The organism is Niallia oryzisoli (genome assembly GCF_036670025.1).
Classification (GTDB): Bacteria; Bacillota; Bacilli; order Bacillales; family Cytobacillaceae; genus Bacillus_BD; species Bacillus_BD oryzisoli.
On the sequence record NZ_CP137640.1, the window covers coordinates 2232911 to 2248868 of the forward strand.

Consider the following 15958-nt stretch of genomic DNA (forward strand, 5'->3'; position numbering starts at 1 on the left):
TTTGGATAAGGCTTTTCTGAATTTTTCTAACATGATAAAAACAGCACCAATTCGTTGAAAAAGGTTTATAATAAACCTTTAATGGTTATAAGACCTATAGGAGATGAATTGGGTTGAAGAGTGTGTTTCAAAATAAGTGGGCTGTCATTGGTATCGCCATTTTTTGTTCTATTTTGTGGGGAAGTGCCTTTCCAGTTCTTAAAATTAGCTATGTTGAATTGCAAATAGCAGCAAATGATACGATGGCGCAGATTGTATTTGCCGGTCTTCGTTTTCTGCTTGCTGGATTGATTCTTTTGTTGTTTCTGTTTTTTACAAATCGAAGCCAGCTGCCTGTGAAAAGTTCACATCTTTTTATCTTAATATTATTTGGTATTATCCAAACGGCCGTACAGTATTTTTTCTTTTACAACGGTCTTTCAAAAGTATCTGGAATGCAAGGCGCTATTCTTTCATCAAGCGGTACGTTTCTTGCCGTGATTTTAGCGCATTTTTATTATCAGGATGACCATATGAATTGGAAAAAGGCAATTGGAATGATCGCTGGATTTGCTGGAATTATTGCTGCAAACTGGGGCCAGGAATTTCAATTTCAATTCCAATGGAGCGGGGAAGGGTTTATGATTATGTCAGGACTTACAAGTGCCATAACCACGATTATGACAAAAGAATTGGCATCAGATATTCCTCCGGTTACACTTACAGGATGGCAGCTGACAATCGGTTCTTTTGCTTTATTGTTAGTCGGTTTCCCTCAGCTTAGCGAATCCTCGATTACTTTCACACCATTTGGATGGGGATTGCTTATCTATGCTGCCCTAATATCTTCAGTAGCGTTTGCTCTCTGGACTACAGTGCTGAAATTTAACAAAGCAGGGGAAATGAGCATTTATAGTTTTCTAACTCCCGTTTTCGGAGCCATTTTATCAGCGATGTTTATCCCGGGAGAAAGCTTTAACCTATTTATTTTAGCTGCGCTGTCATTAGTAGCTGTTGGAATTATCGCTATTAACTATCGAGGAAAACCACAATTAGGTCGTTCCAGACAAATGAAGAGGAATGTTGGTTAAGCACATTCTTCTTTCCATTATAGTAAAATAACGGTTACAATAAAGGTAGGGGGTGAACACATGGATCTTTCACAATTGCTAGGAGAAAAATACTTTAGCTTGGATGCTGCACAGGTTGATAAAAGTCCTGAAGAGCTTGTAGTTACAAATAACGATGAAGCCTATTACATAGTTTCAAGTGAAGCTTATGAACAAACATTGAAAGACTTAGAATACAAAATAGTCGTTGGCTTAGGAGAGTAATACAACCAATTAAAAGCAGAAAAAGCACTTGTTGATCAGGTGCTTTTTCTGCTTTTTTCCATTCTAATCTCTTAATAAGTATTTTTATTGTATTAATAATGTAAATGATATAATTATAATATTCAGAAAGAAGGTGTAATGAATCACTAAATAATATAATATCAAAACTTATCGAGGTGAATTTATATTGAATCAGCCTAATAATCGTACGTCTATTTTACAATCAGTCCAAAAAGGCCTCAGGGTTCTGCAGCTTTTTACACGTGAAAAGCCAGTATGGGGGACGACAGAAATTGCGGCGGCACTTGAGTTGAATAAAAGCACTGTATCCCGATTAATAAGTGATTTATTAGCTGAAGGCTATTTACAAAAAGAACAGAACAAATATTCTCTTGGCTATTCACTCCTTTATCTAAGCGGGGTTATTACATCCCATTTAGAAATTCAAAGAGAATCAAAAGATATCATAAAAGAGTTAGTGGACCATATAGGTGAAGCTGTACATATAGCCGTTTTAGAAGGAACAGGCATCACTTATGTACATAAGGCAGAATGTCAAAATCCTGTTGAATTACTATCATTTATCGGAAGAAAAAATCCCGTCTCTTGTACCAGCTCAGGTCAAGTTTTACTTGCTTTTCACAAAGATAATGTGATTGATTATGTTATTGGGGCAGGTCTCCCACGAATGGGGCCAAACAGCGTTACAGATCCTGAGCAATTTAGAAGTCGTTTACAGCAGGTGAAACTGCAGGGCTATTCCATCTGTATTGATGAAATGCATGAGGATGTTGTCAGTATCGCTGCACCTATTCGAGATTACACAGGTGAGGTTGTGGCTGCCATAAGTATGGTAGGAACAAGCCAAAGAATTAGCTTAGATAAAATAGATCCTTTCAAAGAAGCGATTATACAGGCAGGAAAGGAAATATCGCTGCAATTAGGTTATATTCCTGCTGCTTATGAAAAGGAGCTGACTGTTAAATGAGGTACCCAACCGTAAACAACAAGCATTTCTCATCGTTAAGAAATGCTCTTAGACTCTTAAACTTATTTTCCAAGGATGAACCAGAATTTAACTTAAGTGAATTCGCAGAACGATTAGAAATAGGCCTCAGTACAGCATTTCGCTTAACCAACACATTGGTGGAAGAGGGCTTCATCGTCCGGGATCCGCATACAAAACTGTACCGCCCGGCAGCATCGATATTAGCTATGGGTAATACGATTATTTCCAAAATTGATCTTTGCCAAATTTCTAAGCCTATTTTAGAAAAATTAGTTGAGGATACTGGGGAAACTTCTCATATTGCCGTAATCAGAGATTATCAGGTTCTATACCTTCTAAAAATCGATAATTCTCACCCTGTTCATCTTTTATCACATGCAGGTAAATCAAACCCACTACATTGCACGAGTACAGGTCAGGTGCTTCTCGCATATCAACCTGAATCTGTCATTAATCAGGTCATTGACAGAGGCCTAAAATCTTACACACCAAAAACGATTACGGATCCAATAAGACTTAGAGAGATTTTATACAATATACGTAAACAAGGATTCTCTGTAAGCCTGGAGGAACTGCATAACATGGGGGCATCCATTGCAGCTCCCGTAAAAAATCGCAATGGGGAAGTAATTGCCTCCATCAGTATAGCCGGACCCACTTCACGGATTAATCTCAAAACGATTCCGAGATTAACCAAGCTAGTCCAGACTGCTGCTGAGAGGATTTCTAAAGAATTGCCTAACAACTAAGTTTATCAGCTTCCCATTCATCTAATAATAGCCGATTATTATTTACATAAATTTGTGGAATCCTAGATACTAATAAATCGTAACAGAGGGTGAAGCAAGATTGAATGGGAAGATTCTTGTAAAGAAAATTTTTATGAAGAGGTTATGGATAATTACTATGATCCTATTGTTCGTTCCAATGGATGCTGTTTACGCTGTACAAGCTTCAAAAACAGATCTTACTTTAGAATCAAAAATAGACAATATCTTAAAGGACGAACGACTCAAAGGGGCTATTACAGGTATAAGCATCAGAAATGCTGACAGCGGAGAGATTATCTATTCATCTAACGGTGATATTCGATTACACCCAGCCTCTAATATGAAGCTATTAACTGCAGCCGCTGCATTAGAAAAGCTTGGACCCGACTATCAGTTTTCAACCGAAATTTGGACTGACGGCAGGACACAAGGAAATATCCTTAAAGGAAATTTGTATTTAAAAGGGAAGGGCGATCCGACGGTAATGAAGGAAGACCTCGACCGCTTTGCAAAAAAATTGAAAACAAAAGGAATTACTAAAATTAATGGGGATCTTGTAGCTGATGACAGCTGGTATGATGATATCCGGCTCTCACAGGATTTGAACTGGTCTGATGAACCGTTTCATACAGGGGCCCAGGTTTCAGCATTAACACTATCGTCAACTAACGATTATGATGCTGGCACCATTCTTCTTGAAATCATACCTGCTGCTAAGAAAGGAGAAAAAGCCAGCATCCAACTAACACCAGAAACCGATTATGTTAACATCGTTAACAAAACAACAACAGTTGAACGTGACCATGCAAGTAATGTAACCATTGACAGAGTTCATGGAACCAACACAATCATTGTTAGGGGGACTATACCTAACAACAACAGCACGATTAAAAAGTGGGCAGCTGTGTGGGAACCGACTGAGTTCGCTATGAATGTATTTAAGAAATCACTAATAGCTCATGGAATCACATTCGCAACGAACTCTAAATCAACCACAGGTGTAACACTGGAAAAAGCTACAAGACTTGGGATTAAAAAGTCAATGCCGCTAAAACAACTCCTGATTCCATTTATGAAGCTTAGCAATAACGGACATGCAGAGGTGTTAACAAAAGAAATGGGGAAGATTGTTTACGGAGAAGGAAGCTGGGATGCAGGCTTAAAGGTTCTCCACGAAACAGTAACAGAATTAGGGCTTAACGGAACCAGCCTTCAGCTGCGCGACGGGTCAGGCATGTCCCATAAAAACATGATTCCGGCTAATGAACTGTCCAATTTACTATTTATTGCCCAATCTAAAAGCTGGTTTCCCGAATTTGAAAAGTCTTTACCAATTGCCGGTCAACCTGACAAGCTGATAGGAGGAACTTTACGAAGCCGCTTGAAGAATGAATCGACAAACGCTAACGTCAAAGCGAAAACAGGCTCGATATCAGGTGTTTCCACCCTTAGTGGGTATATCACATCAAGAAGCGGAGAAGATTTTATTTTCTCTATCATGATTAATAATTATCTAGCCCGATCAGTAACTGAGATTGAAGACAATATTGTAAAGATTATTGATGAATACTAAACCAAAAGGAGGGGGCACCCTCCTTTTATATACTGCTAGATTATTCACTATTAGATACACCCGTTGGTATTTTATCAATGAATTGCTCTACTGGTATTGCCAGGCCTGTACCATCCTCTGTTGTTTTTGCATAAACCACGCCTATTACATCCCCATGTAAATCAATAACCGGGCTTCCGCTGTTTCCTTTATATATTGGTGCCGATATCATTAATAAATAGTATTTATCTGATCCGGTTAATATATCTCCTTCATTGGCAATCTGATTATGAAATAGGGGGTTTCCAATCACATAAATATGATCTTCTACACTCCATTTATTTGGATTACTTAACGTTAAAGACGGTAAATTTTCTCCATCAACATTTAAGAAAGCAAGATCTAAAACTGGATCTATATGTACGATAGATGCTTCGAAGATATCCCCTTGCGGAAAAATGACAGTAATAGGATTCATATTCTCTACAACATGTCGATTTGTTATGATGAACCCATTTTCGGATACATTAAAACCAGTTCCTTTTGTATACTGGTCTTGTAGGGTAACAACAGCTTCTTTATACACCTGGATGTCTTCTTGTTTTGAAAGCTCCTTTGACTTCTGTAAAAATTTAATCGAAGGGAGATTAATCATCTGGGGCCATATTTGATTAACACTAATCAGCATGGCTAAAACCAATCCAACGGAAATCATTTTAACAAAAAAGGATTTCCGTTTTTTCTGTTTTTCTCTTAATATTTGATCTTCTTCATTAGGCAAAAAATCCTCAATTGGAGGTTCATCTAAATAATCATTCTGTTCATCCTGTTCATCCTGTTCATGTCGATCCATTTGGTTTTTACCTCTCATTTACCTGATTGTTTCTTCAATTATACTATCTAAACATATAAATAAGATAAAAATACCCTAATCCTTTTAAGGAGTTAGGGCATTTTTATCTTATTAAGTTTATCTCTTTTTCTTTTTCTTATCGCTTACTACCGCCTGTTTTTTAACAATCTTTTCAAATTCCACCTGTACATGGACAACGTTTTCTTTAATCTCATTTATACTCAAAACTTTTGCCTTGCGTCCTTTAATTTTAATATTCTCATCTACTACAGGAACTTGCTGCCGGCACTGGCTTAGAACTAAATTTCTTCTCTCATAAAAATGAACAGCAACCATATTTGACTTCTCCTTTTTATAAAATTTTCACAAAAAAGGGGAGTTCGGAAAGATTTATCATCTTTAATAAAGTATTTAGGAAAACACCATATTAGACCAAAATGGGTTGTATTCATTAATTGATTTTTAAAAATCGAGCGGGGAGGGGGATAACGTACAGAAAACTGTCACTAAATGTGTGACTTTTGCTATATGGCTGTTAATTTCACTATGCTATTCTTTATTTGTTAAAAATCGAGCAAGTTAGTTACAGAGAAATGGGGGTATAAAAATGAGCTGTGGTTGTACAACAAACTTACACGATGGAAAAGCGATTGTAGATCATGTTAAAAGTAAAGGAAAAGCTGATTTAGCACCAACTATTGCACATGAGATTGCATGTGATTGTGGTGAAACCTTTACATTAGAAAAAGTTATTATGAATTGTCCAAAATGTGAGATGACCTATGCTGTAACACCGTGTGGTTCAAATGACATAAATAATATCAAGCAGGCTGGAAATAAATAAGCATAAAAATAAAAAAGGGAAATCCCTCCATGTGGATTTTCCTTTTTTATTTCAATTTATTTAATCCTCTCTAAACCAGGTAAGTGCAATGGTTCCAGATCCAGCATGAACACCAATTGCTGAGCCTAGCGGACCAATAACAATCTCAATTTCTGAAGAAAGGGAGCGAACCTGTTCTTGAATGCTAAGTGCTTCTTGTTTAGCGCTGCCTTCTAAAATATATACTGTTTTAATATTCAACCCTTGCTCTAAATCCTCTTTTAAACGAGCAACCATATAGGCTAAGGCTTTCTTTTGCGAACGGACCTTATCATAGGGAATTAATTTCCCTTCTTCAAACGTAAGAATTGGCTTTATTTGCAGAAGACTGCCCATCATCATTTGAATCGCACTGACACGCCCACTTTTATGCAGTTGATCCATTGAACCAATCATGACATAAAGTTTATTGGATCGGTACATCGTTCTTAGTTTACTTGCTGTATCTTCAGGCGAAAACCCTTCACGAATCATTTCCTGGCCTTTTTGAATTAGATGCGCTACAGGCAAAGAAATCAATCTTGAATCAACTAGTTCAAGAGGAAAGTCTGCTATATCTGCCGCTTGTTTTGTAGCGTTAGCAGTTCCGCTTAGCTCAGTTGATAAATGAACAGCAATTGCTAAATCATATTCTTTTTTCAGCTCTTCAAAAAGAGTTGCTAATTCACCAATTACAGGCTGAGAGGTTTTTGGCAGGGAGCGGGAGGTAGCGAGCCTTTGATATAATTCATCTTCCGTAATATCAATCCCATCTTTATACGTCTCATTTTCAAAAGTAATCCCAATCGGTACAATAAAAATATCGTTTTGTTTAGCATATTCAGGCTCAATATAACACGTACTGTCCGTAATCCATGCAATTTTCTTCAAATAATTTCCCCCTCATCAAGAGTTATTTATTTACGTAAATTGATACATATTTATACCCTTATCTTAATACCAGATACTAAATTAGTATATATGAAAAATCATCATTTACCTTAAAAAAAGAGTTCTTGCTTACAAAAAGGATTTAGCACTTATTGCGAGAAATATTTCAGAGTTATATTCTTATATAAGAATAGCTATATATAAATTTCTAAAGGAATGAAAGGGGAAACAATCCTGAAAAAATACTATTATATCATTAATGAAGCAGCAGGGAACGGAAGAGCGAAGCAAACGTGGGAAAAGATTAAGCGTTTACTGGATAATTACAATATCCAATACCAATCTTACTTTTCCAAATATCCCAGTCACCCTGAAGTAATTGCAAAAGAAATTGCTCAATCTGTTCCAGGTAAAATCGCAGCAATCATTGCAGTGGGAGGGGACGGCACGATACATGAAGTCATTAATGGCCTTAAAGAGTATTCAAATGTTAAATTCGGTTTCATTCCAACCGGTTCCGGAAATGATTTTGCCCGGGGATTTTTAATTCCGAGGGACCCGGAAAAAGCACTTGAGTTTATTTTATCGTTTGACGAACAATTACCACGAATTGATGTAGGATCTTACCATTTAAATCATAATCAAGAAAAATCTCTTTTTATAAATAATTTAGGTGTAGGTTTTGATGCAGAAGTATCACTTGAAGCGAATAAATCAAGAATAAAAAAATGGCTCAATCGTATTGGAATTGGCAGTTTAACCTATGTTGCAGCGCTTCTTGAAAAAGCCATTACCTTTAGGCCATCTGATGTTATGTTAACTATCGATGATCGTGAACACCACTTTCCTAATGTCTGGTTCATTACGATTTCAAATCAAGCTTATTATGGCGGCGGCATGAAAATATCTCCATCTGCAATACCAATTGATGGGCTTTTAAATATAACTGTCGTTCATCAGCTATCCAAACTTAAACTGCTGCTGGTTTTTATCAGTGTGTTTTTTGGTAAACATACAAAACTGAAAGAAGTTCGGACACTGACCGGTAAGAAAATAACCATTACAAGTAAAGAACCAATGAAAGTTCATGCAGATGGAGAAATCGTAGGTGAATCACCGGTAGATATTGAAGTATTGCCATCATATATGCATATCTATTCAAAAATATGGCAATAAAATGAAAATAAAATAAAGGATTATTAAGCCTCTTATCGCATTAACGAACATTTGTTCTGTAATAGGATTATATGATGATATTTAAGGAGGTCATAATAGTGCCAAGGAATCTTGGAATTACCGACGATATGATCATCCAGATGTACAAAAGCGATATGTCGTATAAAGAAATGATACCAATCGTTGATTGTCTAGTCGTGCTATTCTCAATGTATTGCACAAGCATGGGGTAGCTAGTAAACATTCTGGTCAACCAGGTAAGCATAAAGTTAATGAAGACTTTTTAAAGTATGGTCACATGACATGGCGTGGGTACTTGGATTATTCATTACAGATGGTCATATACATAAACAAACACACATCATCTCGTTTTCTTAAAAAGACGAAAGTATTCTTCATCAGATAGCAAATGTTATGGGGGCTGATTACGTATTAGCTCCATTTGGTGCAACAATGCAAACTCCGACTTTAATTATTAACTCAAAAGAAATCAAATAAGATTTAACCCTCTATAATGAAAAAGCAAGCAGACTTTCAATATAGGTATCATGCATATGATTTCGACATGATTTGGTTTACAATCCAAACCCAAAAACTGAGTGACTTTGGAATCCAATTTAAGGTGACTCCATATACGAATATGATTGCGATTCCCAGTTCTCCGACGAAGCCGCAAATCGGCTTTACCTTGAAAAAAGGAGAATGGGATAAGATCAAAGATAAGGGGATTCAGTAGTAAGAAACCAACTAATCGAGGCCTATCCTTTTTTACAACATGCATTCCTGCAGTTAGAGGATTTCCGATCATTCGTCCCTTTACAAGGAAAAACCTATTTCGTTGATCAATGGCATAAAGAAGGCTGCCTCTTAATAGGGGATGCTGCCCATTGTTCGTCTCCTTTGGGGGCGGTTGGACTTTCATTAGGCGTTGAATCAGCGGTAGTGGCTGCGTGCATCATTTCCGAATGTATTCGAAATCAGGATGTAGAGTTTAAAAAATTAGATACATTAACACAGGTTCGTTCGAGTGACATCATGCTGGTTCACCGCATGCAAAAGATGTTAACACTGCTATTAATCAATCGCCCATCCTTGTTTAAAAAAGGTGTATTGGGTGTGATGCCGATGGCTTCAAGAACCGTCTTTTCGAAGCTGGCAAAGTGAAGATTTTTGTTAGGATCCAAGAATATATTTATTGAAAAATATCTTATTTTTACAGACAAAGAATTAACATGTATGGAGAAAAAGGAATGACAAATCCATTGATAACATCTCTAGAACCAATTGTAAATCACGAGGCAAAAGTACTAATCCTTGGCTCGATTCCAGGAGTGGAATCCCTCAAAAAACAGCAATACTATGGCAACCCGCGAAATCATTTCTGGAGCATTATGTACAAACTATTTGAGCAGGAGGAACTGCAGGATTATCGAGAGAAAATCACATTTATCCAAAACCATCATATTGCACTTTGGGATGTGATTTATTCCTGTTTACGGGAAGGAAGTCTTGATTCCAATATAAAGGGTGAACAGCCAAACGAGATTTTGGGGCTGCTTAAGCGATACCCAAACATCCAATTTATCGGTTTCAACGGCGGAAAAGCCTATGATGTTTTTAAAAAGAAAATCGGCTTCCATCAACTTGACAACTTACAATATAAGAAACTGCCCTCAACAAGCCCTGTACCGGGAAGAAATGTAAAATCCTTTGAAGAAAAACTGCAGGACTGGACAATTATTAAAGAATATTTATAGAGATTCGCAGGCAAACAGCCTGTGATATTTTTTTGCGTAGCTATTTGATGCTTTTACATAAATTTTGTTAATACTATGTATCATAGACGTTTATCGGCAAGCAGAATAATATAAAGCTCATAATTGGAGGTAAGCAGTATGGACTTCCCGACCATCCACACAAATTTCTGGGACGCAGTGATCGCAGTACCTGCAATAATGATTCTAACACAGGTGACGAAAAAGGTTTTTAAAGTGCCAAAGAAATATGTCCCATTTGTTGCTGTCGTTTTAGGATATGTCATCTCAATCTTTATCAGTCATCGACATAATCTGTTATCTGGAATCTTTATGGGATATTTTTATGGTTATGCAGCAATAGGAAGTTACGCTTCTTTAAAGACTTCAATAATAGCATTTAAAAATAAGTCCAAACAAAGAGAGCTACATCATCAACCTGTTAAGGAATGATTTACCTCCTTTCTGTAACCATTCAAAAGATCTTCTAATGTTTACTATAACTAACTTTCAGTGGAGGCAATGATGATTTACATTTATCACGATTATGCTGGAACTCATTCAACAGCACTCGCAGCTGCACATCATTTAAAAATTCTAACTTCGCCCACTCGGAAACTGACAAAAGAAGAGATATTATCCGTACCTTATTTCAATAAATTGACAAAACAAGATGTAGGCAAGTTCATTTTTCATGGCAAGGATGAAGAAGAAAATCTTGTTTTTACACTTGCTAGAAAAAGAGACAAATTAGTTGTACCAGCGCTACAAGACTTCTGCTTACATTTAGAGGAGAGAAATTATTTTAACAACAAAATTATTTTCTCAAATACGTCTCCTACGGTTCCCCTTGCTATGACATTAGGGGGGTTTTTTTCGAGAGGGTTAGGAATTGATGTTATCGGTGTTCCATTGCTTGTAAAAGGCGCCCAACAAAGTAATGAAGCCATTTTTAAGTTGGTTGAAAAAACAAAAGGTATGGCACGTGAAAAGAATATGGAAAAGGTTATCTTGATAGAAAATAAAGAATTTCAGGCTTAAATGAGCTTCCAATTTATAAAAACAATGGATTATTCCTGAAATGTACACAATTTACTTGAGCAATCGCTTTCAAAATCAGTTATGCTTAAGTAGAAAACATTTAGGGGGTGCTGTTCTTGTATAAATTGCAAATTCAAAATGCTGAGACCCAAGAAATCCTTCGTGAAAAGACATATAAAAAGCCTGATCTGATTTTTAGTCTGTTAGAGTCTGCAGAAAAGGGTCTGGAATGTTTTCTATTTGATGAACAATGTAAAACCTATAAAGGAGATTATGTATCACATTCAACATTTACTGAAGAAGATACGGAGGTTTATAAAATCCTTTTCCAAGTGGAATTATCTGATATACAAGCAAGAGTAGCCCATTTATAAACACAAAAAGTACAACTATATTAAACAATAGATAAAATAATATGCAACGAAATCGTTAACTAAAAAAACCTTCCTGATTTCTGACAAATCAGGAAGGTTTTTTTATAGCCTATATTAAATATGACGTACACTTCTCTTAGCGCTTCGTTGAGCTTCTTTTTCACTCTTTAATCCCTTCAATAAGGAGTAACACATCACTATCAAAATAATAGTAAAAGGGAGGGCAGCTGCGATGGAAGCGGTTTGCAGTACATCCAAACCGCCGGCTAACAACAATACTGCTGCTACGGCCGATTGAAATACACCCCAGGTCATTTTTATTTTATTAGATGGATTTAACGTTCCTCCTTCACTTAGCATTCCTAATACAAAGGTGGCAGTATCAGCAACAGTTATGTAATATATGGCTACGACGGCAAAACCTAAAATGCTTAAGAAGGCACTTAATGGAAGATAATCAAAGAAAGTGAAAATGGCTAATGACACATTTTCGGTTATATAGGTTGCAAGCTCATGGTTACCAGTGTTTTGAACAATTTGCAGGGCAGTACCCCCAAAAATAGACATCCAAAGACATGTTCCAAGCGTGGGAACAAGTAACACACCAATCACAAATTCCTTTATTGTTCTTCCTTTGGATACGCGAGCAATAAACATACCGACAAAAGGTGCCCAAGCAATCCACCATGCCCAATAAAATAAGGTCCATGATGCAATCCATTCCCCTTTACCGAAAGGATTTAACCTTAAACTCATATGGATAAAGTCACTAATATAAAGTCCTGTTGTATTAAAGAGAACTTTAATGATTGTCATCGTAGGACCAACAATCATAATCAGCAGCATGATTGCAAAAGACAAAATCATCGCCGCATTAGATAAAAATTGAATTCCTCTCTCTAATCCGCTGTTGATGGAAATGATAAAAAGAACGGTAGCGACGGCAATGATGATCAGCTGAACAACCAATGCATTAGGAACGCCAAATAAATCATGCATGCCAGCATTCACCTGCATGGCACCAAGTCCTAAAGATGTAGCAATTCCAAAGACAGTTGCAAAAATCGACAGAACATCGATTGTTTTTCCAATCGGTCCATAAATTCTGTCTCCAAGTATCGGATAGAACGCAGAACTGATAGCAGCAGGCAGCTTTTTATTATATTGAAAAAAAGCCAGCGCTAAACCGATCACGGTATAAATGGCCCATGGGTCCAAGCCCCAATGAAAAAAAGTATATTTCATCGCCGTATTGGCTGCGTCAATTGTATAGCCTTCCCCAATGGGAGGGTTGGTGTAGTGGGTAACAGGCTCTGCGACACTCCAGTACACAATTCCTATTCCCATGCCGGCACCAAACAACATGGCAAGCCAGGACCCGGTGTTAAAATCAGGACGGTCGGTATTCTTACCAAGCCGGATATCACCATATTTCGAGAACAGCAAATAAATAGAGAAGATGACAAAGAATAGGGTAGCACCAAGATAAACCCATCCAAGATAATCAATCGAACCATTATAAATGGAATTGGTCACTTTTGCCAGATTATCTGTAAAAAAAACTCCCCAAACAATAAAAATAAGCGTAAGTATGACAGAGATGATAAAAACACTATTATTTCCCGTACTTTGACTTCTATCCATTGGAACCTCCTAAAAGGTAGAGTTTGTGTGAATCTTTCAAATTCCTCATCATAAAGTGAACATCATTTTTCAAGGAGATTATAAAGAAATTCCCAGTTCTCGGTGTTAAGCAGTTCTTCCTGTGACAACACGGAACCATCTCCTAAGTATACCGTTTGGCCTTTAATGGCAACGATCATCGCTTCATCTATTGCAACACTGTCCTTTTTTTTATACACGTCTCCAATTACAGGTATTTCACCGATAAGCTGATTAGCAGGGAAATCTCCCTCGGATAAATGATCTGCTTCAATACCCTCCAGATTTTGATAATCAATGGGGTGACTGTCTTTGGCTCGGCCTGGTACCATCAGCAAATACTCATGATGTTTTACTCCATGGGAATTACTAGTAATGACCCCTTTTCTATCAGACTTTTCCACCAGTTCAATTTCATTCAAGGAATATGTATCCAGAGAATCTGGCATTGGATTGTTAATTAGGATATAGTCTCCTTCTTCAGCATTCCGATCTTTATTGAGCGTATATGCCTTTTGATTGAAAATAAAGCTGTCACGTTCCTTCGGTTTGTATCTTTCCACGCTTGCAGCATTAGTCAGATGCTGGGATACATCCCTCAGCCGTATAAGATGTACGGATTGTTTATACATTGGTTTAACCCCATATACCTTATGTAACTCATTGTTAAAATAAACAAATTGTCCCTTTCTAACTTGATACAATTTCACAAGAAAATCTCCTTTCAACACATATGAAAATAAATATAGTAAAAATTGCAAATAACACAAATAAAGCGGGGCACCAGTTTCAAAATGATCAGTTATTTCTTAGATTGCTTTTCTTAGGATATCTCAATTTAGAAAAAACATGTTGTAACATTTTCAGGTTTGCTAGGGTTTGCTAATAGGGGAAAGAATATTTTCTATTTGATGAAGAATATGATTATGTTTCACATGTAAAAATTAAATGGAGAAGATACGGAGGTTTATAAAATCTCTTTTCCATGTGGAATTATCTGATATCTGGTAAGAGCAGTGCAGTAAAAAATACGAAGGAGCAGCGTGGGCTGCTCCTTCGTATTTTTTACTCTGTCTCTTCTTCGCCAGGACGACTCGTTTGTGTTGGCAGTGTATCCCAGAAACTAGTGTCTGCTTGTTCAATAGAACCATCAGCAATAGCTCTTACTGCAGCATCAAGTGTAGTAATCGTCTGCTTAATTAAATAGCCATTGCTTTTTTGCCCAATAACAGAAGATTCATTATAGTGATCAGACATACCACGCATTTCAAATAGAAGGGTGGAAATCCCGTATTCTACAGCTGCACCGTTACGTCCGATTCTTGTTTCCGAACCGCCGTTGTATTTGCCGAGATGTCCCCAACCTGTTGAATCAACCGCATTAAAGATAACTGCCCCAAGCTTCTTTGATCTTTCCAGTACTTCAGTGTTTACTTCAGGGTTTGTAGGATAAAGAATAGAGCCTGAAACTAATTGCCCATCACGCTGAGACCGAGTTCCTTGATGATGAAGGTCAATCATATAATCAATCTTGTATTGTCGCAGAACATTATTATGGAGAGCCTGCGTTTCAGGCTGTGCTTTTGCATCATGATCACGATTTAAATCTATCTCATTAGCATTATATCGTGTTAAATGTCGTCCGCCATCAGCAATATAGTTATCAAGAGAGAAGTTAACATCACCCATAGCGCCGTCAGCATTTAACATCGGAACCACGAGGATATTCACATTTTCAAGAATGCCCTTTGTTTTTTGTGTTCCAAGATGCTTAATAAATTCTAATGCTCCTTCCGTTGTTAGTTGTTCATTTCCATGTTGTTGGGTTAAAAAGAGGATAGTGGGATTATCTTCGTTTGAGATGTACTTTGCAAGGTAGATATCTCGGCCTTTCACCGTTTGGCCAATCACTTCAAGCTCCATAGCCTCTTGCTTGGCGTCTTGTTTTTTGAGATAATCTACCATTGAATCGTAAGTATGCAGGATAGAGGTTTGAATGGATTCATTACCGCCATAGTTTGGTCCTTCACCGACAGCGAAGACTGGTAATGAGGCAGTAGTAACAGCTCCGAATGTCATTAAGCCAGTTAATGATAGTGCGAAAAGTTTCTTCTTCATTAAATCCCTCCATATTTAGTATTTGGAATATTTTGTATTATATAGAAAAAATCTATTAAAGTATATAGTTTATGAAGACTAAATCTATAAATAGGTTCTATTCAGTCTTTTTTCATGTTTTAATACCATCTATATAACAATTCTCCTTAATAATGGAGGATAAATTCCGCTTCCTTTTTACCTTAATTGAATCAGGAGAATCAGTGTCTCCTTACCTTATACATTTTCTCAATGCACAAAAGGTATGACAAGACAAACTACCCAGTGTTCGTGTTATAATAATAGAAGTCTCCTCATATACGTACCGTAAAAGAGAGTGTAAGATAGTTGATCTTTGGGTAGTATACTGTATATCTTCCATAATTATCCAGAATCACACTACCAAAATATCGGTTGTTCTTCACTAAGATGTAAAGCTTCCTCGTTATTTGCCCAATGTAGACAGCTATTATCCTCATGCTATTGTTTCGTTGTGTTCAAAGGCAGGGGGAGAAACAATCCGATAGAAACTATTCCTTTCTCTGTCATATCACCATAATAGAAACAAGGTTTTGATTGATGATTCGTTAACTAGCCGAATTTG

General features: G+C 37.0%; 20 protein-coding genes. 14 read left to right on the top strand and 6 right to left on the bottom strand.

Features of this window, described 5'->3' with window-relative positions; genetic code table 11:
- The first annotated feature begins 122 nt into the window (after positions 1 to 122).
- The 5 genes from R4Z09_RS11260 to dacB all read left to right on the top strand — a co-directional run bounded on the left by R4Z09_RS11260 (position 123) and on the right by dacB (position 4665).
- The gene (locus tag R4Z09_RS11260; protein WP_338453251.1) at positions 123 to 1070 is read left to right on the top strand and encodes a DMT family transporter; all 948 of its coding nucleotides are present in this window, start codon (positions 123 to 125) and stop codon (positions 1068 to 1070) included.
- 60 nt (positions 1071 to 1130) lie between these two features.
- Positions 1131 to 1313 carry a hypothetical protein gene (locus R4Z09_RS11265; protein WP_338452404.1) on the top strand — a complete coding sequence of 61 codons (183 nt, stop codon included), beginning with the start codon at positions 1131 to 1133 and terminating at the stop codon, positions 1311 to 1313.
- A 187-nt stretch (positions 1314 to 1500) separates the two neighbouring features.
- Entirely contained in the window at positions 1501 to 2301 is an 801-nt protein-coding gene (locus R4Z09_RS11270; RefSeq protein ID WP_338452405.1) for an IclR family transcriptional regulator, read from the top strand.
- A complete protein-coding gene (locus R4Z09_RS11275; RefSeq protein WP_338452406.1) occupies positions 2298 to 3071 on the top strand; it encodes an IclR family transcriptional regulator in 774 nt (257 codons plus the stop codon). Before R4Z09_RS11270 ends, R4Z09_RS11275 begins: the two co-directional genes overlap by 4 nt.
- A 100-nt stretch (positions 3072 to 3171) precedes the next feature.
- Entirely contained in the window at positions 3172 to 4665 is a 1494-nt protein-coding gene (dacB, locus tag R4Z09_RS11280) for a D-alanyl-D-alanine carboxypeptidase/D-alanyl-D-alanine endopeptidase (protein WP_338452407.1), read from the top strand.
- A 40-nt stretch (positions 4666 to 4705) separates the two neighbouring features.
- Here the strand turns inward: dacB and R4Z09_RS11285 are convergent, their stop codons facing one another.
- Both R4Z09_RS11285 and R4Z09_RS11290 read right to left on the bottom strand, forming a co-directional pair.
- Complete coding sequence (locus R4Z09_RS11285; protein WP_338452408.1) at positions 4706 to 5497, bottom strand: serine protease; 792 nt, start codon at positions 5495 to 5497, stop codon at positions 4706 to 4708.
- A 117-nt stretch (positions 5498 to 5614) separates the two neighbouring features.
- Positions 5615 to 5833, bottom strand: a complete 219-nt coding sequence (locus tag R4Z09_RS11290) for a hypothetical protein (protein ID WP_338452409.1) — start codon at positions 5831 to 5833, stop codon at positions 5615 to 5617.
- 271 nt (positions 5834 to 6104) lie between these two features.
- Between R4Z09_RS11290 and R4Z09_RS11295 the strand changes: the two genes are divergently transcribed.
- Complete coding sequence (locus tag R4Z09_RS11295; RefSeq protein ID WP_338452410.1) at positions 6105 to 6341, top strand: hypothetical protein; 237 nt, start codon at positions 6105 to 6107, stop codon at positions 6339 to 6341.
- Between the two features lie 60 nt (positions 6342 to 6401).
- Here the strand turns inward: R4Z09_RS11295 and R4Z09_RS11300 are convergent, their stop codons facing one another.
- Positions 6402 to 7250, bottom strand: coding sequence for a DegV family protein (locus tag R4Z09_RS11300; protein ID WP_338452411.1), 849 nt, complete (start codon positions 7248 to 7250; stop codon positions 6402 to 6404).
- 216 nt (positions 7251 to 7466) lie between these two features.
- On the opposite strand from R4Z09_RS11300, the gene R4Z09_RS11305 reads away from it, so the two are divergent.
- The 8 genes from R4Z09_RS11305 to R4Z09_RS11340 all read left to right on the top strand — a co-directional run bounded on the left by R4Z09_RS11305 (position 7467) and on the right by R4Z09_RS11340 (position 11595).
- Positions 7467 to 8426: a diacylglycerol kinase family protein gene (locus R4Z09_RS11305; protein ID WP_338452412.1), complete on the top strand. Its 960-nt coding sequence runs from the start codon at positions 7467 to 7469 to the stop codon at positions 8424 to 8426.
- A gap of 98 nt (positions 8427 to 8524) precedes the next feature.
- Complete coding sequence (locus tag R4Z09_RS11310; RefSeq protein ID WP_338452413.1) at positions 8525 to 8659, top strand: hypothetical protein; 135 nt, start codon at positions 8525 to 8527, stop codon at positions 8657 to 8659.
- 281 nt (positions 8660 to 8940) lie between these two features.
- Positions 8941 to 9162: a hypothetical protein gene (locus R4Z09_RS11315; protein WP_338452414.1), complete on the top strand. Its 222-nt coding sequence runs from the start codon at positions 8941 to 8943 to the stop codon at positions 9160 to 9162.
- 47 nt (positions 9163 to 9209) lie between these two features.
- Complete coding sequence (locus tag R4Z09_RS11320) at positions 9210 to 9590, top strand: FAD-dependent monooxygenase (RefSeq protein WP_338453252.1); 381 nt, start codon at positions 9210 to 9212, stop codon at positions 9588 to 9590.
- 86 nt (positions 9591 to 9676) lie between these two features.
- Positions 9677 to 10183: a DNA-deoxyinosine glycosylase gene (locus R4Z09_RS11325; protein ID WP_338452415.1), complete on the top strand. Its 507-nt coding sequence runs from the start codon at positions 9677 to 9679 to the stop codon at positions 10181 to 10183.
- Between the two features lie 138 nt (positions 10184 to 10321).
- A complete protein-coding gene (locus R4Z09_RS11330) occupies positions 10322 to 10633 on the top strand; it encodes a hypothetical protein (RefSeq protein WP_338452416.1) in 312 nt (103 codons plus the stop codon).
- A 69-nt stretch (positions 10634 to 10702) separates the two neighbouring features.
- The gene (locus R4Z09_RS11335) at positions 10703 to 11221 is read left to right on the top strand and encodes a DUF3189 family protein (RefSeq protein ID WP_338452417.1); all 519 of its coding nucleotides are present in this window, start codon (positions 10703 to 10705) and stop codon (positions 11219 to 11221) included.
- Between the two features lie 116 nt (positions 11222 to 11337).
- Positions 11338 to 11595 carry a hypothetical protein gene (locus R4Z09_RS11340; RefSeq protein WP_338452418.1) on the top strand — a complete coding sequence of 86 codons (258 nt, stop codon included), beginning with the start codon at positions 11338 to 11340 and terminating at the stop codon, positions 11593 to 11595.
- A 114-nt stretch (positions 11596 to 11709) separates the two neighbouring features.
- Here R4Z09_RS11340 and R4Z09_RS11345 read toward each other — a convergent pair whose 3' ends face one another.
- From R4Z09_RS11345 to R4Z09_RS11355, 3 genes are all read right to left on the bottom strand, one after another.
- Positions 11710 to 13239: a glycine betaine uptake BCCT transporter gene (locus tag R4Z09_RS11345; protein WP_338452419.1), complete on the bottom strand. Its 1530-nt coding sequence runs from the start codon at positions 13237 to 13239 to the stop codon at positions 11710 to 11712.
- Positions 13240 to 13301: 62 nt separating this feature from the next.
- A complete protein-coding gene (locus R4Z09_RS11350) occupies positions 13302 to 13967 on the bottom strand; it encodes a hypothetical protein (protein ID WP_338452420.1) in 666 nt (221 codons plus the stop codon).
- Between the two features lie 355 nt (positions 13968 to 14322).
- Positions 14323 to 15375 carry a M14 family zinc carboxypeptidase gene (locus R4Z09_RS11355; protein ID WP_338452421.1) on the bottom strand — a complete coding sequence of 351 codons (1053 nt, stop codon included), beginning with the start codon at positions 15373 to 15375 and terminating at the stop codon, positions 14323 to 14325.
- Positions 15376 to 15958: the final 583 nt, after the last annotated feature.